16 protein-coding genes, 1 rRNA gene and 1 other annotated feature are annotated in these 21,289 nt (G+C 30.3%); of the genes, 6 read left to right on the forward strand and 11 right to left on the reverse strand.

Annotated elements, in window-relative coordinates; translation table 11 throughout:
- Window positions 1-23: 23 nt before the first annotated feature.
- Together CLRAG_RS11965 and CLRAG_RS11970 are read right to left on the reverse strand one after the other, a co-directional pair.
- Window positions 24-1,469, reverse strand: coding sequence for a zinc ribbon domain-containing protein (locus tag CLRAG_RS11965; protein ID WP_065078641.1), 1,446 nt, complete (start codon window positions 1,467-1,469; stop codon window positions 24-26).
- Window positions 1,470-1,490: 21 nt separating this feature from the next.
- A complete protein-coding gene (locus tag CLRAG_RS11970) occupies window positions 1,491-2,372 on the reverse strand; it encodes a zinc ribbon domain-containing protein (protein WP_065078642.1) in 882 nt (293 codons plus the stop codon).
- Between the two features lie 253 nt (window positions 2,373-2,625).
- Here CLRAG_RS11970 and CLRAG_RS11975 point away from each other — a divergent pair, with 253 nt between their 5' ends.
- A complete protein-coding gene (locus CLRAG_RS11975) occupies window positions 2,626-3,264 on the forward strand; it encodes a hypothetical protein (RefSeq protein ID WP_242872140.1) in 639 nt (212 codons plus the stop codon).
- Window positions 3,265-3,338: 74 nt separating this feature from the next.
- Here the strand turns inward: CLRAG_RS11975 and ilvA are convergent, their stop codons facing one another.
- Window positions 3,339-4,550 (reverse strand): threonine ammonia-lyase, encoded by a 1,212-nt coding sequence (gene ilvA / locus CLRAG_RS11980; RefSeq protein ID WP_065078644.1) that lies wholly within the window; start codon window positions 4,548-4,550, stop codon window positions 3,339-3,341.
- 176 nt (window positions 4,551-4,726) lie between these two features.
- Window positions 4,727-4,999 (reverse strand) — a binding site (T-box leader).
- Between the two features lie 180 nt (window positions 5,000-5,179).
- Between ilvA and CLRAG_RS11985 the strand changes: the two genes are divergently transcribed.
- The 3 genes from CLRAG_RS11985 to CLRAG_RS11995 all read left to right on the forward strand — a co-directional run bounded on the left by CLRAG_RS11985 (window position 5,180) and on the right by CLRAG_RS11995 (window position 8,215).
- Window positions 5,180-5,911, forward strand: coding sequence for an ABC transporter ATP-binding protein (locus CLRAG_RS11985; RefSeq protein WP_065078645.1), 732 nt, complete (start codon window positions 5,180-5,182; stop codon window positions 5,909-5,911).
- The gene (locus CLRAG_RS11990) at window positions 5,901-7,085 is read left to right on the forward strand and encodes an ABC transporter permease (protein WP_083985698.1); all 1,185 of its coding nucleotides are present in this window, start codon (window positions 5,901-5,903) and stop codon (window positions 7,083-7,085) included. Before CLRAG_RS11985 ends, CLRAG_RS11990 begins: the two co-directional genes overlap by 11 nt.
- An 89-nt stretch (window positions 7,086-7,174) precedes the next feature.
- Window positions 7,175-8,215, forward strand: coding sequence for a M42 family metallopeptidase (locus CLRAG_RS11995; RefSeq protein ID WP_065078646.1), 1,041 nt, complete (start codon window positions 7,175-7,177; stop codon window positions 8,213-8,215).
- A gap of 217 nt (window positions 8,216-8,432) precedes the next feature.
- Here CLRAG_RS11995 and CLRAG_RS12000 read toward each other — a convergent pair whose 3' ends face one another.
- The 3 genes from CLRAG_RS12000 to CLRAG_RS12010 all read right to left on the reverse strand — a co-directional run bounded on the left by CLRAG_RS12000 (window position 8,433) and on the right by CLRAG_RS12010 (window position 13,278).
- The gene (locus tag CLRAG_RS12000) at window positions 8,433-10,346 is read right to left on the reverse strand and encodes an endonuclease MutS2 (RefSeq protein ID WP_065078647.1); all 1,914 of its coding nucleotides are present in this window, start codon (window positions 10,344-10,346) and stop codon (window positions 8,433-8,435) included.
- A gap of 404 nt (window positions 10,347-10,750) precedes the next feature.
- On the reverse strand, window positions 10,751-11,650 hold the full coding sequence (locus CLRAG_RS12005; RefSeq protein WP_065078648.1) for an NUDIX hydrolase: 900 nt from the start codon (window positions 11,648-11,650) through the stop codon (window positions 10,751-10,753).
- A 59-nt stretch (window positions 11,651-11,709) separates the two neighbouring features.
- Window positions 11,710-13,278, reverse strand: coding sequence for a PucR family transcriptional regulator (locus CLRAG_RS12010; protein ID WP_065078649.1), 1,569 nt, complete (start codon window positions 13,276-13,278; stop codon window positions 11,710-11,712).
- Window positions 13,279-13,506: 228 nt separating this feature from the next.
- Between CLRAG_RS12010 and CLRAG_RS12015 the strand changes: the two genes are divergently transcribed.
- Window positions 13,507-14,655 (forward strand): iron-containing alcohol dehydrogenase, encoded by a 1,149-nt coding sequence (locus CLRAG_RS12015; protein WP_065078650.1) that lies wholly within the window; start codon window positions 13,507-13,509, stop codon window positions 14,653-14,655.
- A gap of 22 nt (window positions 14,656-14,677) precedes the next feature.
- A complete protein-coding gene (locus tag CLRAG_RS12020; RefSeq protein ID WP_065078651.1) occupies window positions 14,678-16,654 on the forward strand; it encodes an oxidoreductase in 1,977 nt (658 codons plus the stop codon).
- A gap of 81 nt (window positions 16,655-16,735) precedes the next feature.
- Here CLRAG_RS12020 and CLRAG_RS12025 read toward each other — a convergent pair whose 3' ends face one another.
- The 5 genes from CLRAG_RS12025 to rrf form a co-directional block, all read right to left on the reverse strand.
- Window positions 16,736-18,187 carry a sensor histidine kinase gene (locus CLRAG_RS12025; protein ID WP_065078652.1) on the reverse strand — a complete coding sequence of 484 codons (1,452 nt, stop codon included), beginning with the start codon at window positions 18,185-18,187 and terminating at the stop codon, window positions 16,736-16,738.
- 23 nt (window positions 18,188-18,210) lie between these two features.
- Window positions 18,211-18,906 carry a response regulator transcription factor gene (locus CLRAG_RS12030; protein WP_065078656.1) on the reverse strand — a complete coding sequence of 232 codons (696 nt, stop codon included), beginning with the start codon at window positions 18,904-18,906 and terminating at the stop codon, window positions 18,211-18,213.
- 20 nt (window positions 18,907-18,926) lie between these two features.
- Window positions 18,927-19,739, reverse strand: a complete 813-nt coding sequence (locus CLRAG_RS12035) for a CPBP family intramembrane glutamic endopeptidase (protein ID WP_065078653.1) — start codon at window positions 19,737-19,739, stop codon at window positions 18,927-18,929.
- 13 nt (window positions 19,740-19,752) lie between these two features.
- Window positions 19,753-20,580: a CPBP family intramembrane glutamic endopeptidase gene (locus CLRAG_RS12040; RefSeq protein ID WP_065078657.1), complete on the reverse strand. Its 828-nt coding sequence runs from the start codon at window positions 20,578-20,580 to the stop codon at window positions 19,753-19,755.
- A 246-nt stretch (window positions 20,581-20,826) separates the two neighbouring features.
- Window positions 20,827-20,943: ribosomal RNA gene (gene rrf, locus CLRAG_RS12045) — 5S ribosomal RNA — on the reverse strand.
- Between the last annotated feature and the right edge of the window lie 346 nt (window positions 20,944-21,289).

A 21,289-nucleotide genomic window follows, 5' to 3' on the forward strand; every position in this document is an offset into this window, starting at 1 on the left:
CTGTTAATCAAAACAAAATAAAATTATTTTTCTACAGCACTTGTCCTTTCCGCCAATTGATATGATTGTGTAGTATCATTGTATTTAAACTTATATATATTCTCAAAAGTTCTCGTCTTTGTTTGAGAATCAACTCCATCATAGTTTTCATTAATATCATACACCTCTGTTGCGTCTACCGTACCTGACTTACCGCTTGCATCCATCTTATACGAATTAACAACAGCAGAATCATACTTTTCATAAAAACTGCCATTACCTTTATAATAAGAATTTATATTGTCCATCTGTTGCTTATCTAATTTACTTCCCGGATACATATAAGATTCAAGCCGTCCTGCATTTCCAGAAGTCAATGCATCAGCAAGAGAAGAGGCATATCCAACTATCATATCGTTGATATCATTTTTCCGCTGTTCAGGTGTTTCTCCTCCTTTAGAATAATCAAAACTAATTAGATTATCATCATCTGTAAGATTAGCAGAAGAACTTTTAATCTGTTCTCCATTGTAATTTATAACTGCATAAATACTTGCTCCTGCTGCAACAGGTCCAATGGTATCCCCAGAATTTATAGATTTTTTAGTATCTTTGCCATTAACATATATTTCATTATTATCATAATTAGAATTTACTTTCAAATAGAGCCCTTTTAATGCCTCTGCAGTTTCATCCTGCTTTTTATCACTTATAAAATCTACCTTAGTCTTATTATCCATCTCACAAAAATCGCCGTGAGCCTTTCCCTCCACATTATAGAATCCTGGTATATACGGTCCAAATTGTTTTGAAAAATTTTGACCGTCAACCTTAGCCACTTTCTCACCATTTACTAAAATATCTGCTCCTTTAACATTTGAAGTGAGTGTTAAGAAAACGGATTTAAATGTAATTTTATATTTTGGGAAAAAAATCAAAGTTCTACCCACTTTCGTAATATACAAACTAGAATTTTGATTTTCTACGCCACCATTTTTTAAGTTTACAGCCTGACTATTTAAATCATTAATAGTACTTGAAAGCTCTGAAGGAGTGTTCTTAAAAGATTTTAAAAGTGGATCTATAGTATCTGATTTTAAATTTAACCTTCCATCAGTTGTATACAATATCTTAGATAATGCCGTAGTATCACTTTTGTTTACAGCACTTTGAAATGAAGCAACAGTTCTTTGAGGACTGCTAATTGTCTTTCCAATAAAAATAAATAATATTGTAAATGCACAGGCTGTAATTATACCAATTAACATTTTACTATTCAAAACCGATTTAATATTCTCTATTTTATTCTCAAACTGTTCCGTTTTTTCCTCTGAATTGTCTTCTAAATCTTCTTCTAGATTATCTTCTAAATCTTCAGATTTATCTTCTTCCTTAACATTATTTGACTTCGTTTTAAGGTTATAACCGCAATTGCGGCAAAACCCCGAATCTTCCTTAACACTGGCACCACACTTTGGACAGAAATTCATTTTTCACCCTCCAATCAAACTTTAAATTCCTAAATTTTTTATATCATTCATAGTTGATGAAACTATACTAGATAAAACAGATGGCATAAACCACCCAAAACACAATATAAGAGCAATAATAGTGACTAAACTTGCAAATGAGACAACAAATACAGTATTATTTTTAGAAATCACTAGTGATTCGTTTATAACCATTGCAAAACATATTAGTGAAAATATATACCCAAACAAAGCTGTGGCTAATCCAAGATCAATTGATAAATATGAAAATATAATAGAAAAAAATTCAAAATACAAAGCTGGAGCTGTAACTATAAGTGCTGTTTTATAATATTTAAATTTTTCAGGTGCCTTTTTAGATAATAAAGTATTTGCTACACAAATTATTACAAAAATAATTAGCACTGAAATTAAAACCAATGCACAATTTTGCAAGAATATTTCTCCGTAAGGTATTTTTATAAATGACTTTATTTTGCTTATTTCACCTGTTATTTCATTCATTTCACTAGAATTTATTATATTGGAAGAACCCTGCGGTTGTATCAAATTTACAATTTCTGCTGTTTTTCTAATAACATCCTGTACGACGTTACTTATACTTGAAACAATCTGATTTGCTCTCCAAATTCCTAAAAATCCTTGAAATGCTATAAAAAGTAAGGTTAATACAACTACTATATTCTTTTCTGTTTCATTTATAAATTTTTTTGCCGTTGTAATTGGTTTCAAGAACATGCCCACTATAATATTTATAATAATTTTATAGTCAATATTCCTGTTCGGTACAGTTTGTGATCTAATTTTTACATTGTCTTTTAGTTCTATATTTTTAGTTCCACAATCAGGACAATATATGTCACCTTTTTCAAGTTTTTTACCGCATTTAGAACAATATGCCATAATATTTTCCCCCAGTTCTATCTTTCTTCTTATTTACATATAGTTTACTTTAAGTTATTCTATAAAATCTTTTAAATTCCTCCTATGATTTTAAAAAAATTAGTTTTTAGACCATATTTTACATTATGCACCACAATTATTTTAATGCACTTAGTTTGTAACAAATAAATAGTACTTAAATATCATATATACTGGGGAACATATTAGACTCTTGCAGTAGTCTAATATAAACAATGGTTAGGAGGAAAAAATGATGTCTCATCATCATAAAAATAAAGTCAATATTCATGAATTAGAAGATACTTCTTTACAAACAGAAGATGTTTTAATAGGATCATCAGCTTATAATAGCTCATGCAATTTATCTGATAATGACAAAGGAGTTGGCGTACTGTATCAGCAGCAGGGTGCTGTAAAGATACACAACGGAAGAATAATCGGTTGTGATGGTCAGGGCTATATAGTACGACATTGTTCAGATGCAAGTAAGGGAAGTCCTTTTAAGTATGATAAATTCTATTTTTACAATGAAAAGTATTTTCATACTCATAATATTCAACACGCTCATGCACATGCCTTTATTAATATTGGTATAAGAGACAATAAGCATGTGTTTTGTTACTATGGGAAAGAAAAAAATGCTAAAAATCTTCACACTCATAATGGTGTATTTCATTCTTTTTCCTATAAAGATCCTATAACTAAAAAGTCTGTAGCCAGCAGTGATTTTACTACTTTTTTAAGTTTTCGTATGACACCCCATTTAGTAAACAGTATAGTTTACTATCATTATATTCAAGAGTATGACAATAAAAAACATCAAACTGTTTTTAAATATGTAACAACTTCAGCTGATCATATAAAGCATTATGGAGAAGTACCACACAAATAGATTATCTAATTATGTTTTAAATAAAGCGGATAGCTTTACCACTATCCGCTTTTCTAAAGAATTTAATTTTCTTCTTAGCAAACTCTATCTACATCATATCCTTCATCATTTAATGCCTTAACTATAGATTCTATATGCTCATACCCATTTGTTTCTACCGTAACTTCTAAAACCACATGTTTCAATCTATCAACAGCCTTAAACTGATTGTGATCCAGCTTTATTACATTAGCTCCTTTTTCAGCTAATATCTGAGATATTTTAAGAAGTTGTCCTAGAGTGTCTTTAAGTTTAACTGAAAAACAGAATATTCTTCCTCTTGAAAATAATCCATTATTCAAAAGAGATGCTATTGTTACTACATCTATATTTCCTCCACTTATTAAGGAAACTACTTTTTTTCCTTTAAAGTTTAATCTCTTCAGTGCTGCTAAAGACATTACTCCCGTTGCTTCTGCTACAAGCTTATGTTTTTCCAAAACAACAAACACAGCTTCCATAAGTTCTTTATCACTTACTGTAACAATTTCATCTACATATTCTTTTATTACTTCAAAAGTAAGATCTCCAGGCTGCTTTACTGCTGCGCCATCAGCGATAGTATCAACTTTATCTGCATAGGTGAGTTTACCTGTATCAAAAGAAACTTTCATAGGATTTGCACCTTCAGCTTGAACTCCTATTACTTTTATATTAGGATTAATAGATTTAGCAGCTACTGCTATTCCGCTTATTAATCCACCTCCACCTATTGGTACTAATATAGCATCTACATCCTTTAGTTCTTCTATTATCTCAAGTGCTATAGTTCCCTGACCTGCCATTACATCTACATCATTAAAAGGATGAACAAAAGTATACCCATTTTCTTTCTCTAATCTTTTAGCTTCTTCATAAGCCTCATCATAAACTTTTCCTTTAAGTACTACATCAGCTCCATAGTTTCTAGTAGCTTGAACCTTTATAAGTGGAGTAGTTTCAGGCATAACAATTGTTGCCTTAATTCCAAGCTTTTGTGCAGAGTATGCTACACCTTGAGCATGATTTCCTGCAGAAGAAGCTATAAGTCCCTTTGCTTTTTGCTCATCACTTAGTTTTACGATTTTGTTTGATGCACCTCTTAACTTAAATGCTCCAGTAATTTGAAGGTTTTCTGGTTTTATATATACCTCATTACCACTTTCTCTGCTAAATTCTGAACTATATATTAATTTAGTTTTTACACATATTCCTTCTATTCTTTTACTAGCCTCTAATACATCCTTTAATGTTAAATTCACTTTCATAATCTTCAAATCTCCTCTCTTATCCTAGATATAATAATATTATTACGTATTGCACTTTGCCCCAATTCTAAAAATTTTCTAATATAAAGTAAAAGCCCCCTATTCACTCACCTCTCAAATTTTCATTTTATAATAAAAAAATCTTTCGTTCTTATAAACATACTTTTAAATATGCTTATAAGGACGAAAGATTAACTTTCCGCGGTACCACCTCAATTGCAATTAGATACACTAATTGCCACTCCACTCAGGTCAACGTAAATAAAACATCTATTCATCGTGAACCCTAACCATATATCGCTGGTACACGTCCTCATTTACTTGGCAAAAACCTTTCTACTTGGAAGCTCCGGAGTGATAGTTACATATTTATGTTAACACCAACTTACACCAACGCTGGCTCTCTGCAGTTAAACATTAAATATTTCTTTCTCCATCAAAGCTTGTATTTATTACTAACTTGTTGTTAAGTATATTATTTTTTTTCCACATTGTCAATCTATTTTTCTAATTTTTTTCTAAAAATATTTGAATCTTTAAAACTTACAGTTTACAATTTTCTCTTATTATTGCATAATGATTTGAGAAACAAGTTAATTTGAAACAAAAAAAGAAAGGTAGGAAACACATTGATTAAAGTTCAATCATTAACTAAAATATTTAAAAAGATTTCAGCTGTAGATAATATTAGTTTTGAAGTTAACAATGGAGAAATAGTAGGACTTCTTGGTGAAAACGGAGCAGGTAAAACAACTACACTTAGGATGCTTGCAACTATGCTAAAGCCTACATCAGGAACAGCTTTAATAAACAATTATGATGTGAATAAATATCCAGAAAAAGTAAGAGGAGAAATAGGAATACTTTTTGGCGGCGAAGTTGGTCTTTATGATAGATTAACTGGAAGAGAAAATATAAGATACTTTGCAGAACTCAATGGAATGTCAAAGGAAAAAACCGAAAAGAGCATAAAATATTTAGCAAAAAACCTTGAAATGGAAGACTATTTGGATAGAAGAGTAGGTAAATTCTCAAGAGGAATGAAGCAAAAAATTTCTATAGCTAGATCTATCGTACATAATCCATCAGTAGTATTATTTGATGAACCAACATCAGGTCTTGATGTCAGTTCATCTAGAATAGTACATGATTTTATAAAAAAGTGTAAAGTTGACAATAAAGCTGTCATATTTTCAAGTCACAGTATGGCTGAAGTAGAAAAGCTTTGTGATAGAATTATAATAATTCACAAAGGAAAAATTATAGAAACAGGAACAATAGAGAATTTAAAGTCTAAGTATAATAATGATGACATGGAAGAAATATTTATGCAGTTGGTAGGTGATGTAATTGAAAACTAAAGTTGTATTAATAGTATTAAAAAAAGAACTTTTAGATATGTTTAGAGATAGAAAAACAATCCTCATGAGTATATTAATTCCCATGCTGCTTCTTCCTATACTTTCGTTTGTTATAGGAAAAGCTACAAGTACAAGTCATAAAAATGTAGAAAACAATTTAAAAATAGCTGTGGTTGATAAAGGCAGCAGCAATTTAGGATCATTTTTTAAATTACAAAAGAATGTAAAAATAATTAAATCCAACAACATAAAACAAGATGTAAAAGATGGTAAAATTTTAGCAGGTATAACTATACCAGAAAATTTTGATGAAAATATAAGTAAAGATATGAATGAAAAAATCACATTAACTTATGACAACTCCAGCAGTGACAGTATGGAAGCCTTTGACATATTAAATTCTTACATAGATAAATATTCAAAGAATATAGTTTCAAAAAGATTGGAAAAAAGAAATATAGATTCTAAAATATTAACTCCAATAAATGTTGCTCAGGATACTATAGAAAAAAAGGAAAGTGGTATTGGAAAATTAATGCTTAATATAATGGTACCACTTTTATTGATCCTTGGTAGTGTTGGTAATACAGTAGCACCCTCTTTGGACTTAGGCGTTGGTGAAAAGGAAAGAGGTACTCTAGAACCACTTCTAACTACAAAAGCAAGTAGAATGTCCTTGCTTTGGGGGAAATTTCTCGCAATTACCATAGTGGGAATTATAGTATCACTGGCAAACCTTGCAGGATTATTTATTTCAATGAATCAGACAAATGGAATGTTTCAAGGTGCAAATGACATCAATATAGGATTGGAAACTATTATTTTGATAATGATTTTGCCTATACTTTTAACTATGGTTTTTGGGGCTTTAGGGCTGTCCATAAGTATTTATGCAAAATCATCAAAAGAGGCCCAAACATATTTAAGTCCTTTTACAATAATAGCTGTCATATTGGTTTATGCCACAATGATGAAGGATGGTAAAAGTATAGAAACTTATTTTTTTAGTATACCTATAGCTAATGCTTCCTGCCTCACAAAAGAGTTCTTAGTTGGAATACACAATACAGCACATATAGCTATAACCTTTGGCTGGATGATAGTGTATATAGTTGGTGCAATCTCATTTGCAAGATATATGTTCAATAAAGAAAGTGTTATTTTCAGATCATAATTTTCTAAGCAAAATTGACTCTTACTATATTGTAATCATAAAATAACTATAGAGACTAAACTATATTTTACACTTGGGGGATTAAAATTATGGATTATGATAAAAATACTATTTTAAATATTCTAAAAACTATTCTTTCTATACCAAGTCCTACAGGATATACTAAGTTAGTAATGCAATATCTCAAGGATGAACTTAACAAAATAAATATACCTTATAAAACCACAAATAAAGGTGCTCTTATTGTATCTTTTACTGGAATAAATGACGATTATCAAAGAACTTTTACATCCCATATTGATACATTAGGTGCAATGGTTAAAGGCATAAAAGAAAATGGCACTCTTTCCATGGTTCCTATTGGTGGATATATGATGTCAACACTTGAAGGTGAAAATTGTACTATAAAAACTTTAGATGATATAAGCTATTCTGGTACTATTCAAACTATAAAACCTTCTGTCCATATAAGCGGTGATGAAGCCAACAGTCTTAAGAGGATTCCTGAAAACATGGAGGTAATACTAGATGAAAAAGTGTTCTCTAAAAATGATGTGGTAGCTCTTGGTATTGATGTAGGAGACTATATATGCATAGATACAAGGACAACTATCACTGAAAAACAATTTATTAAAAGTAGATATCTAGATGATAAAGCTAGCGCTTCTATTCTTATGTATGTAATTAAATACCTTCATGAAAACAATATAAAACTTCCTTACACAACTAATTTCTATATAAGCAATTATGAAGAAGTCGGTCATGGTTCTAGTGCTGCTTTACCTGAAAAAACTAAAGAGTTCATAGCTGTTGATATGGGAGCCCCCGGCTGCGATCAAAATTCATCAGAATATAGCGTATGTATTTGTGCTAAAGACTCCTCTGGTCCTTATGATTATGATCTTAGGAAAAAATTAGTTTATACCTGCAAGAAAAATAATATTTCATATAAGCTAGACATATATCCTCACTATGGTTCAGACGCTTCTGCAGCACTACGTGCTGGTTGGGATGTTAGAACAGCCCTTATAGGTCCTGGTGTTTTTGCATCTCACGCCTATGAAAGAACGCATGTAGATGCATTGTTAGCTACAGTTGACCTTATCATAAAGTATATTACTGAAGCATAACCAAGCTTTATCCGATAACTACCTGCTCTAATACTCCCACGCACACAGTGAAAGCGACTATCACCAAATTAAAGATTTGGGATATCTGCTTTTCTCCAAGTGAGAGTAAAGAGCAGGTACGTTCCTGGATAACGATTTCTAAGCCGAGATCTTAAATTTTCGCCTTATAACCTATTTTAATTCATAATACACAATAAAGTTTATACAGTGCAAAATTTCATTCCTTATGATATTGATTTTTTATTTCTTTTTGAATCTTTTTTAAAGCCTTTTTAGATCCTCTTGCAATGTCTCTTTCTAACTTTCTATCTTTGTAACTTACAAATAGAGTATTTAGATCATAGTCCTTAGGATACAGATCTTCTGCTTTTAATTCTAGTCTAATTCTCTTTTCATTAACTTCTATAAAATTTTCTTTATACAATACAGTAACATTGTTAAACCTATCCTTTTCTTTATAAACAATAGCAAAATCTTCATAGTCCATAAGAAATACCCTATCTCCTATTTTAAAGTAGTAATAGTTTTTGTGTTCATCAAATTCTTCCTCAACTTTTCTATTTTTAATTTTGCTCTCTTTAACTAATTTAAAATTATAATCTCTATTTTTTATATAACTTTCTGCTTTCTCAAGTACAGAGTTTTTTATACCCATTTTTTTAGATATCCAAAGTGCATTGCTCTCTCCAGATTTACCTATAACTAATTTATACAATGGTTCTAATGTTTCACTTTCAAACTGCATAGCCGCATTTTGAAAATCTTCGTGAATTTCTGAAAAATTCTTTATTTCACCATAATGGGTAGTAGCTACTGTAATACATCCTTTATGATAAAATTCCTCTAATATGGCTATAGCAAGTCCTGCTCCTTCATTAGGTTCTGTTCCACTTCCTATTTCATCGCACAATATAAGTGTAGATTTATTGCTATTGCTAATTATATCTGCTAAATTTTTTATATGGGAAGAAAAAGTACTTAGTGCATTTTCTATACTTTGATCGTCTCCAATATCAACAAATATCTTTTCAAATACAGATATTTCCGTTCCTTCTTCAGCTGAAATATGAAATCCTGATTGAACTGCTAAAGTTAAAATTCCAACTGTTTTTAATACTACTGTTTTTCCACCTGCATTAGGTCCTGTTATTATTAAAGTTCTATAATCATCTCCCACCTTAAAATCTAAAGGTACTACATTACCTTTTAACAAAGGATGTTTTCCATTTATTATATTTATATATCCATAATCATTAATTTTAGGCTTCATTCCATTAATAGCCTTACTGTATTTCGCCTTAGCAAAAATCATATCATATTCTTCAATAACTTCCATATTAATTTTAATTTCTCTTAAATTATCAAATACTAATGCTGTTAAAGTAGATAGTATTTTATATTCTTCTATTGACTCTTCAGCTTTTAGTGCTGTTAATTCTTCTGTACTTTTACTTATATTATTTGGCTCTATAAATATAGTTGAACCTTTAGAAGAAGTTTCTACTATATTGCCTGGAACTTGATTCTTATATGCAGCTTTTATAGGTATAGTATATCTTCCATTTCTTTTGCTTATAAAAAATTCCTGTATATAGTTTTTATTACTACTATTTTTTAGAAACTTTTCTAATTTATCTTGTATCTTGCTTTCTGTATTTTCTATAAGTCTTCTTATTTTCCTTAATTCTTTGCTAGCGTTAGAATCCACCAAGCTGCCCCTTATAGAAAGTTCAATTTCTTCTTCTATAAATGTAAATTCTGTAATTGAATTACCATATGAACTTAATGTTGGAGCATAACATTCCTTATCTTTCATAAAATTCTTAATTTTTCTGCATCCTCTTAAAAAATTACAAAGAGTAGTCAAATTTTCTGGCTCCAGTACTATACCTTTTTCAACATTATCTATAATATTATCTATATTGAATATTCCCTCTAAAGGTATATAACTACAAGTATCTAATAAGGCTCTTCCTTCACTAGTTTCATTAAGCCTTTTATCTATAACATTTAAATTTGTACTTGGCTTAAGCTTATCTATTAACTTTTTTCCTAATCCACTTACACAATAAGATTTTACTATTTCCTTTAAGTCATTATATTGCAATTTATCAAAAGTGTTTGTATTCATTTTCTTTTCTCCTTACATAGAATTTAATATTCTATGAAGATACAAATTTTTAAGATAGATTTCACTTTTGACACATTGTACTTATTAAATATTATTTTTACAAAAAAAAGCTGTGGACATTTCCACAGCTTAAAATACATACCTTTAAGATAGCTCTAAAGAACTATCCTGTAAATATAATAACGGTATTTTTTATAGCTTTGTATCTCCATAGATTGCTTTAAATAAATCTATGACAAACAAAGGTATAAAACTACCTCTTTTTCAAAGATTTATTTAAATATAAAATTTAATCTATTTAGATACTACCACGCTCATAAAATACCTCTCTATTTTTATTTTAATGAAATCTATCTTTTTTAATTGTATTATATATATGTGTATATTGTCAACTAACTTATTCTTTACATATTTCTTTTCCATCCTGAATTATATCTAAATAATTTTGAAGGCCTATGCCCAGCATCCTTTGTAAACTGATTTGTTTCAACAACCATATTTGCAATTTTTCTTCTAAATGCAGCTGCTAAAAGTTCTTTTCCTTGTATAACTTCATAAACCTGCTGAAGTTCTGTTAACGTAAATAATTCTGGCATAAGATTAAAAGCTAAACTTGTATATTCAATTTTATTCCTTAGCCTATTAATAGCATATTCAATAAACTTACCATGATCAAAAGCAATACCTGTAGATTCCATAATTTCTCTACTTACTTTACCGTCTGGATTTTCTATAATTTTTATCTTGGCAGACAATTCCTCATTTTCATTCCAAAGTTTTATTTGTACTATCTGTTTGTAAATATACCCTTTCTCCACTGCTTCCTTTTTCTCCTGAAGCAAATTGTAACTGACATTAAACCATGCCGCATCTTCTTCATCACTTCCAGCTTTAATGCTTAATGAAGTGCTGTCCACAAGTGCCATATAGGATGAACTTATTACTCTAGTCCTAGGATCTCTATCAACTTCTCCCCAAGTATATAACTGTTCCATATAAATATCATCAATATTGGTTTCTGCTCTTAATACACGTAAAGCTGCTTCGTCCAAGCTTTCATTAATACCTACAAATCCACCAGGAAGTGCCCATTTCCCAATGCATGGATGATCTCCTCTCTTTACTAAAAGAATCTTTAAAGATTTTTCTGGAAGCTTCCTGTAATTTTCTTTTTTTTCGTTTATTACTGTAAAAATCAACATATCTACAGTAAGAGATGGTGTTTCATATATACTATCATCATATTGCTTTAAAAACTCTTCTTCAGTTAATCCTTGTTTATTTTTAATATCTACATACTTCATATTATCACTCCGAGTTTACTTTTAATTTTTGTGATATTATCATATTATCATTAACACAATTAGTTTTCAATTCCTATTTGTTTTACTAATTTTAAAACCTTTTCTGATAATTGTACTTCAAATAGCAGTTCACTATTATTAAAGTCAATGTTCGTTAACTCTATAATACGTTTAATTCGATATTTTAAAGTATTATAATGAATGTGGAGAGCTTTTGAAGTTAAAGTAACATCCTGATTATGTTTTAAATAAGCACACAACGTTTTAAAAAAATCACTATTCTTCTCTTCATCAATATGAATTAAAAGTTTTACAATTGGGTGGACAAGGATTTTAAGATGTGCTTTGTCTCCAAAACTTAAAATCATATGTGTCACTATAAAATCATTATAATTTAAAATTCGCTCAGAACTATGTATTTGATTTCCAATTGATAAACTAGTAATAGTTTGCTTATAATATTCTGATAAATCATATAAATTGTGAAAAACCTTACTGATACCAGCCCTACAATTGTGTTTCTCTAGTAATTTGCCAAATAAGTTCAATTCACTTTCATTAAATATATTTTCTCCTTTAACATCCAGTAAAACCACAATATATTTATCATAAATAATTACTGTATCTCTGTTAAAATAATTTTGCATTTTTCTTTTCAAGTAATAGATTTTATCTTCATTTCTATTTATATCATTTAATTCAATGGTAATAACATATAAATTATCATAAAGTTTTAAATTAAATGCTCTTGCACGTTCGCTAATGGCATCATGGTCATATAATTTCTGATTGAGCAATGCCGTAATAAATGAATCCACTAAAGGATTAGTGGATGAAAAACTTTCATTAGATCCCTTAATCGTCAAAGAAAGAAATCTGCAGAGAGTGATTAACATTTGTTCATCATATTTTGTAATTGGCTTATTGTATTCTAACATCTTCAAATATGCTAAAGGCTGCTTATTTTTTAAGACTCTTCCTACTAATTGTCTATGATTTAGTAATCCGGATTCCCATAAAATTAGACCTGAATTTTCATTATGCTCACTTTCTATATTTCTATCAATTTTATTTTCCATGATTGAATTAACATACGCTTCAGTTACATAGCCTTTCGAAAGTGTCCATTCCCACAGTGGTTCATTTTTTATAGTATTTCCTCCAGCATGCGCCATAAAGCAAAGAGAAATATCCACTAATAATAAAGGGTTGCCTAGGGTTTCATACCCAACATCCAAAAGCTGCTGAATAGTTGTACCCTCTTGACAAAGTTCTAACAATTTATTTGTTAAATTAACCATTTTAATCTCCATATCAAATAAGTCCTGCAAGATGTCTATGATAGAGGTAATGTCACTCTTGTTAGAAACTAAAATAATATTGGACGTACTTTCTTGCTTGTATAAAGGAGATAATGGAATATCTTCATATAACATATAGTTTGCTCTGCTAGAAGAAGGCATTTTTGCCAAGTTGGACACTTTCCCTATATACAAATAATCAGAAAGATATACTGAAACATCTTTATTTAAATATCGAAATCCTATCAATTCACAATCTTCTTTAAGATGGACTTTTATGCTGAATTTATCAAGTAATCCAGTAATTGTAGAAAATTGTACAGACATAAATTATCCCTTCTTTGTTGAAATATTAACTATCTTGCTAATCTAATCATAGCAGAAATTAACATAGTAAACAATTGCATAAGCAATAATATCCAATTAATACTTGTAAAAAATCACAAATCATATCATTCAAATTTTCAAACCTTGACGAAGATATTGAAAATATGCAGTGTTATAATTTTCTTAAGGTTGATAAAAAAATAACAATAATTGCTTGGAGGGATAAACATGATAAGAAGATATGGGCAGCTATGTACAGTAGCTTACGGCGCTGGTGCAATTAATTCAACGGGAGAAATTGCAAAAAAATTAGGGTTTACAAAAGTAATGATTGTAACAGATAAACAAGTTGAAGCTTTAGGGCACTCTCAAAAATCAATAGATAGCTTAAAAAAAGCAAATATAGAAACTGTCATATTTAATGGTGTAGAAATAGATGCACCTGATTACACAGTAGAAGCTGGTGGTAATATGGCAAAAAAGGAACACGTAGACGGTATTATCGGTGTAGGTGGAGGAAGTGTGCTGGACACAGCAAAAGGAATAGCTTGTTTTGCTGCAAACGAAATCACAGTTAGTGATATGATACATCATGCGCCTATGAAAAATCCACCAGTAAAATTTATTTTAATACCAACCACATCAGGTACTGGCTCAGAAAGTACCTTTGTAGCTGTCATTACAGATACTAAAAATCACGAAAAAGTAGGATGCTTTTCTGTACCATCTTTTTCAATTTTAGATCCAGAACTTACTCTCAGTTTGCCAAAGGACATTACAGTTTATACAGGTATGGATGCTTTTTCACATTGTACTGAATCCTTAACAAGCATGCAGCCAAATCCACATTCTGATTTACTTGCTTATGATGCAATTAAAAGAATTGTAAATTGGCTTCCTGTTGCATATAAAGAACCAGGTAATTATGAAGCTAGAGATAATTTGGCTTTAGCAAGTAATTTTGCAGGTAAATCCTTCAATGATTCTACAGTTCATGTTGGACATGCTATTGCACATTCCTTTGGAGCTAATTTTCACATTCCACATGGCATAGGTTGTGCATTAGTAACACCTACTATAATAGAATTAACAGCTCCAAAATTTCCTGAAAAAATTAAAAAAGTAGGTAAAATCATGGGAATTATAATTGATAGTGAAGATGGTGTTGTAATTGGAAAAACAGTTGCAGATGGTGTTCGTAAATTTATGAAATCCTTAAAGGTTCCTTCTTGTAAAAAGCTTGGACTTAAAAAAGAAGATGTTTTAAATTGTGCAGATTATGTACTCAGTGAGCCTTTGCGCAATTTTGCCGGTGTTCCTGTAACAGATGAAATGGTTCCAAAGTTGCTTGAAAAAATCTATGACACATATCAATAAAAGAATATAGGAGGATTTACTTATGAGTTATGAAAATTTATTATCTCCAATAAATATTGGAAGCTTAAAAATACGAAACCGTGTTGTAATGGGAGCCATGGGATCAGCAACGGCAAATGAAAATGCAACAATTTCTGAATGTGAATGTGCATACTATGCTGAACGAGCTAAAGGTGGAGTAGGACTTATTATCAATGAAGTTACTCGAGTAAACAACGATACTGGAATTATGATGCCCCGCCAATCTTCTGCAGCTACTGATGAATGTATTCCAGGTCTTAGAAAGCTTGCAAATGCAGTACATTATTATGATGGTGCTATCTTCATTCAATTGCATCATCCAGGACGTCAAACTGTATGTGAAGTAATTGGTGGAAAGCCAACAATTTCTCCAAGCGGCATTAAAAGTATGCTAACTCAAGCACCATGTCGTGAAATGACAAACGCAGAAATAAAGAGTCTTGTACAAGATTTTATAAATGCAGCAGAAAGATGCTACAAAGCTGGTATTGATGGTGTTGAACTTCATGCAGCACATGGATATATGCTAAATCAATTTCTTTCCCCATTTACAAACAAACGAACTGATGAATACGGTGGAAGTACCGAAAATAGAGCCCGTATTATTAAAGAAATTATCCAAGGAATTCGCCAGCGAATTGGCCGTGAATATCCAGTAATTATGAGGATCTCTGCAGATGAATTTTTAAGAGATTCTGTATTTCCAATTAAGGAAGATGGATTATTGTTAGATGAAGCTGTTGAAATTTGTAAATACCTTGTACCTTTTGGACTGGATGCCATAAACGTATCTGCTGGAATTTATGAAACAATGAATAAAGCTTGGGAACCTACTTCTTATCCAGAAGGATGGAAAATATATTTAGCAGAAGCTGTTAAAAAAGCAGTTGATGTGCCTGTATTTGGAGTAGGTACCATCCGCAATCCTGATTTCGCTGAAAAAGTTATCTCAGAAGGAAAAGTAGATTGCGTAACAATTGCCAGAGGCTTACTTGCTGATCCCGATTGGGTAAAGAAAACTGCTGAGGGCAGAGTAGATGAAATTCGAAGATGTATTTCATGTTTAAATTGCATGGATTCCATGGCAGTTAATGGTATGAAAGGTGAACCATTTTCTTGTGCAATTAATGCAAGAGCTGCTCGTGAATGGTTTTATAATAGTTCCAGACAAGATGGAAATGGACGTATGGTAGTTGTTGTAGGTGGAGGTCCATCTGGAATGGAAGCAGCACGTGTTCTAGCAGAACGTAAATTCAAAGTAATATTGTTTGAAAAAAATTCAGAACTCGGCGGACAATTATGTTTAGCAAACAAGCCACCTTACAAAGAAAAAATTAATTGGCTTATTAAATATTTTGAAGTTCAATTAAAAAAATTAGGTGTTGAAGTTCATTTAAATACACCAGCAACAATAGAATCTATTAAAAAATTGAATCCATATGCAGTGTTTATAGGCACAGGTTCCACGTCTATAGTGCCTAAATCTATTCCTGGTGTACAAGGTAAAAATGTTTGTACAAGTTCTGATATTTTATCAGGGAAAGTTAAAATTTCAAATAAAAAAGTAGCAGTTATAGGTTCTGGTATGACTGGACTTGAAACAGCTGAATTATTAGGTACAATGAACAATAAAGTATACGTTGTAGAAATGATGGATAAAATTGGTCCTGATGCTAGCTGGCAAAACTTAACTGATGTACAAGGTAGATTAGAAAAAATGAACACCTCTTTCATGCCATCTCACAAATTAGTAGATATTACAGACGAGTCAGTTATATTAGAAGAAAAAGATGGAGAAAAAAAGAAGCTTCCAGTTGAATATGTAGTACTTTCTTTAGGAGTACATGCTGATCAAACTTTAGCAGGAAAATTAAATGCAAATTTCCACAATGTAATTAAAATTGGTGACACTGCACAAGTTGGCAGGATTGCAAATGCAGTATCTACAGCGTTTGCAGAAGCTTATAAATTAAACTAAGAAATGTATTAAAATTGCTACTGAATAAATACTATGGGACTGCTGCACTAAGTAATTTACTCTTAGTGCAGCACTCTCTTTTTAAAGTTTTAGCCTAAATACTGTTTTGTATTTCTTACATTTTTCAAGAGTCAAAGTTCCTCCATGCTTTTGTACTATTTTATTTGCAATAGAAAGTCCAAGTCCCGTACCACCTTTTGTATACCTTGACTTGTCTCCTCTTACAAAGGGTTCAAATATATTTTCTTTTAGACTTTCATCAATGCCAACTCCATCGTCTGCAATTATAAGTTGTATTTTTGAATTGTCATAAGTTAACTCTATTTTTGCCTTTGTCCCGGCTTCATTGTACTTCAATATATTAGATATAATATTTGAGATAGCCCTTTCCATCTCTATTTTATCAAATTCATATATAATTTCATCCTCTGGTAAGTTTATTTCAAGTTCAAAATTCTTTTCTTCAAATTCATTATAGTATTCAGATACTATTTCTCGTACAAACTCACAAAAGTCGCATTTTTCCTTGCTTATTAAAAACTTGCTATTATCAAGTTTTGTAAACTCATGAAGATTTTCAATTAGAGAAACTGTTCTCTTTGATTTATTGTATATTATGTTTAAATATTGTTTAATTTTTTTATCATTTTCTACCACACCGTCATTAAGTGCCTTGGAATATCCCATAATAGAAGTTAATGGCGTTTTCAAATCATGAGATATATCTGATAAAAGCTGTTGTTTCAAATTTTCCATCCTGTTTCTTTCAAATATCGAAGTTTCAATCTTTTCAGCCATAAAATTAAAAGCATCTCTTATTTCTCCAAATTCATTTTCTGCATTAAAATTAATCCTTGTTGAATAATCTTCTTCAGTCATTCTCTTTATACCCTGCAGTATTTTTTTTAATGGCATAACTACTTTTTTAGTAGTTACATAAGCATATAAAAATACGGATACTGTTAGAAACACTATAATTATAAATATACCTACCAATATATAAATTGCAGCTTTTTTAATATACTTTTCCGGGGAAGGTGCTATGTCCACATTTAATGTCACTATTCCAGGAGGCACTTTCACAATGCAATAAAGATCTTGGCCATTACTATTAAAAGCTGTAACAGAATAAAAGTAAGAAGTGCCACTTTTTAAGTTATTATAGGATAAATCCATAAAATTCAAAAGTTCATTTTCAGTATAACTTGTTACCTTATCTTTTTTAGTTCCTATAACATAGATAACCTTTTTATTTGAATTAAGTATCTCAACCCAACCTTTTGAAGCAACAATTTTTGATGCATCAATTTTTTTATAATCACTTTTTACTATTTTCGATGCCATAAAAAATTTCTGAGTATCTTTTACGTAGTCTTCTGATGAAACCATCTTTCCTATGCTAAAAATCATAAAACCTATAGTGCCTGATAAAACAAGCAGCATTAAAAATACAAATATAATATAATTTTTAAACATAGTAATATATAATCTCTTAAACTTTTTTCTTAGGTTTTTTAATGTTTCAAAAAACATATATGATACACTCCATACCTTGATTACTTTTTACTTTCAAATTTATATCCAAGTCCCCTTATGGTTTTTAAATACACTGGTTTTTTGGAATCTTCTTCAATTTTATCTCGCAATTTGCTAATGTGAACCATTATTGTATTGTCATCACCATAAAAGGGTTCATTCCAAACAGACTCAAAAATCTGCTTTTTAGTAAAAACTTTTTTAGGGTTGCCCATTAGAAGTAACAAGAGCTTGTACTCTGTGGATGTAATTGATATAGGTTTATCCCCTTTATAAATGACACAGGAATTAGTATCGAGTTTTAACTCTCCAACTACTATAGTTTCCGTATCCTTTTCTTCATTACAATTAAATTCAGAGCATCTTCTAAGCTGTGCCTTTACCCTTGCCATTACTTCCAGTGGATCACAAGGTTTAGTTATATAATCATCTGCCCCAAGTTCAAGGCCCAATATCTTATCGCTTATTTCACTTTTAGCTGACATAACAATTACAGGGATTTTATATTTTTCTCTTATTTTTTTTATAAGCTGATATCCGTCCATATTTGGCATCATTATATCAATTATTGCAATATCAATTGCTTTATCTTTTAAAATATCCAACGCTGAAAATCCATCATAAGCTCCAAACACTTCGTAATTTTCCCTTTCAAGATATAATGTCAGCAGCTCTATTATTTCTTGCTCATCATCAGCAATTAAAATTTTTTTCATAAATACAAGCTTTCCTTCCTTTAAAATGCTTTTTTGCATTTTCTATAATTTCTATAAGAATATAAAACATATATAATAAATAATATAATACCTGCAATCATAAAGCTAGAATTAACATTTAACAAATTGTTTCCGCCGCCGCTGCTTTTCAAGCCATTTATAAAAGTAATAAAATTGTTGCACATATGCAGTATAATTGAAGGAACCAGTGACTTATACTTATATACAAGAAGAGCACAGCTTATTCCCAAAAGTAAAAGCATAGGGTTGATATTTAAATGCATAATGAAAAAAATAACTGAAGAAAACAATATTGATTTACCCATTCCATATTTATTGTACAGCCTACCCATAAGTACTCCTCTAAAAATAAATTCTTCTACTATAGGTACTATAATAACTGTTGACATGAAACTAATTCCTATAATAAAATTTGTATTTATTTTAGGAGATTTATTTACCAAATTTGACTGAACACTGCTTAACATAGTTGGGTTTATATAACTTACTAAAACTAGCATTATCAAAATAAATCCCATGCCTCCCATATAAGTTATTATTAAATTCACTGGAAGCTCTAATGCAAATCCTTTTTTAGAAGGTTTCTTTACAAAATCATAGACATTTATATTATTATTTTTCATAAACTTTAAAGTAATCAGAAACCATAGTACTGTTATTATAAGTGCACAAATTTCTATATAACTATCTGTCAAATGTACTTTAAAAATTTTCCCAAGTACTACAAGTATTCCTATACCTAACGCAAGTATGCAAAGCATTTTTAAAAATAAATATCTTGTCCTAGTCCCTTTAAGTAATTCAAAATCCATAAACATTCTCCTTTTATGCTGTAATTTCTTTATTCCAATTTGTTTTAACAAAATAAATACTCAAAGCTGTTCCTATAACAAAGCAAGCAATTCCAAGCACAAGCCACAATGAATTAAAACTATTTAAAGTAATGTTCTGTTTAGCTGTATTATTATCGATAAAAAATGATACAATTTGCAGAACAAAAACTATGAAATTATTTATAACATGGATTGATATAGTAACAAATATATTTTTAGTTTTCAAATATATAAGTGACATACATATACCAAAAACAACTGCAGATATCATTCCCACTTCATAATGAATAGCTCCAAATAAAATGGAAGACAGTACTACTGCTTTCATAACTCCAATTTTTGCTTTTAACCTGTTAAGTACAACTCCTCTAAAAATTAGCTCTTCTACTACAGGTGCTATAAATGAAGCTGCAATACCATTAATAATGATGCTATATAAGGAACTTGTATCAGTTTTATTTAGTTCTCCAAGAATTTCTTTCGTCAGTGAAGGTGATAAACTAATGAAAGCATAAATTATAATTATAAAAAGTCCAATAGTTATAGTAATATTTATTATAATACTAAGTGTTATGTCTTTGATAGTTAAATCTCTTTTCAAATTAAATATTTTATTTCTTATATCGCAGCCCACTTTTCTCAATTCTAACACAAACCATACTAAAACCCCTAAATTGCATAATAGTAAAAATAAATTTTCGTCTAATATTCCTGTTGATTTTACAAAACTTAGTTCAGAAATTATGCAGAAAAAAATTACTACAGCAGCATAAACCAGTATCACTTTTCTTATTTTCATAGTTTTAAAAAAATTATCCATATACATCCTACCTTTAAATTTAATTTTTACATATTTAAGTTTAAAGGTGTATACTTTCATGCCTCTTAACGAAACCTTAAAGTTCCCTTAATTTTTAAAATAAAAAAGATGAAGCGTTAAATAACACTTCATCTTTTCATCACCTTCATAATATCCTCAACTTTTCCTTATTAAAAAAATTTACTTTTAAGCATATACTTAAATACCCATTGCATAGAATGTTCTATACAATGGGTATTTTTACTTACCTGGCAGCGACCTATTCTCCCACAGGGCCTCCCCTGCAGTACCATCGGCACTGTGAAGCTTAACCTTCCTGTTCGGTATGGAAAGGGGTGTTACCTTCACGTCATTACCACCAGATTATTATCGAAAATTGCTATTAACTTCGCCCAGCTTCGTCAAATACCTCTCTACGGTGCTCAATTACCTCAGTAAGTTCCGCTCCTCGTTCAGCATTTTCCTCGCTGTACTCGTTACTATCAATTTTCTTATATATTACTTTTTAGAAATTCAAATCAAATTGAAATTAATGTCTTTAACTGTCAACTCTCCATTGTCAATTATCAACTTCATTTTATTTGTCCTCTCAAAATTGCACAGTAAATTTTTTTCTTTCGTTTTTTATTTGGTCAAGCCCTCGACCTATTAGTATCAGTCAGCTTAACAAGTTACCCTGCTTACACCTCTGACCTATCTCCTCGTGTTC

The organism is Clostridium ragsdalei P11, from assembly GCF_001675165.1.
GTDB classification, from domain to species: Bacteria; Bacillota; Clostridia; order Clostridiales; family Clostridiaceae; genus Clostridium_B; species Clostridium_B ragsdalei.

Excerpts from the sequence above, each read along its gene's own strand:
- CLRAG_RS11965 (WP_065078641.1), bottom strand. The coding sequence starts at position 1,469 with ATGAATTTCTGTCCAAAGTGTGGTGCCAGTGTTAAGGAAGATTCGGGG.
- CLRAG_RS11970 (WP_065078642.1), bottom strand. The coding sequence starts at position 2,372 with ATGGCATATTGTTCTAAATGCGGTAAAAAACTTGAAAAAGGTGACATA.
- CLRAG_RS11975 (WP_242872140.1), top strand. The coding sequence starts at position 2,626 with ATGTCTCATCATCATAAAAATAAAGTCAATATTCATGAATTAGAAGAT.
- ilvA (WP_065078644.1), bottom strand. The coding sequence starts at position 4,550 with ATGAAAGTGAATTTAACATTAAAGGATGTATTAGAGGCTAGTAAAAGA.
- CLRAG_RS11995 (WP_065078646.1), top strand. The coding sequence starts at position 7,175 with ATGGATTATGATAAAAATACTATTTTAAATATTCTAAAAACTATTCTT.
- CLRAG_RS12000 (WP_065078647.1), bottom strand. The coding sequence starts at position 10,346 with ATGAATACAAACACTTTTGATAAATTGCAATATAATGACTTAAAGGAA.
- CLRAG_RS12005 (WP_065078648.1), bottom strand. The coding sequence starts at position 11,650 with ATGAAGTATGTAGATATTAAAAATAAACAAGGATTAACTGAAGAAGAG.
- CLRAG_RS12010 (WP_065078649.1), bottom strand. The coding sequence starts at position 13,278 with ATGTCTGTACAATTTTCTACAATTACTGGATTACTTGATAAATTCAGC.
- CLRAG_RS12015 (WP_065078650.1), top strand. The coding sequence starts at position 13,507 with ATGATAAGAAGATATGGGCAGCTATGTACAGTAGCTTACGGCGCTGGT.
- CLRAG_RS12020 (WP_065078651.1), top strand. The coding sequence starts at position 14,678 with ATGAGTTATGAAAATTTATTATCTCCAATAAATATTGGAAGCTTAAAA.
- CLRAG_RS12025 (WP_065078652.1), bottom strand. The coding sequence starts at position 18,187 with ATGTTTTTTGAAACATTAAAAAACCTAAGAAAAAAGTTTAAGAGATTA.
- CLRAG_RS12030 (WP_065078656.1), bottom strand. The coding sequence starts at position 18,906 with ATGAAAAAAATTTTAATTGCTGATGATGAGCAAGAAATAATAGAGCTG.
- CLRAG_RS12035 (WP_065078653.1), bottom strand. The coding sequence starts at position 19,739 with ATGGATTTTGAATTACTTAAAGGGACTAGGACAAGATATTTATTTTTA.
- CLRAG_RS12040 (WP_065078657.1), bottom strand. The coding sequence starts at position 20,580 with ATGGATAATTTTTTTAAAACTATGAAAATAAGAAAAGTGATACTGGTT.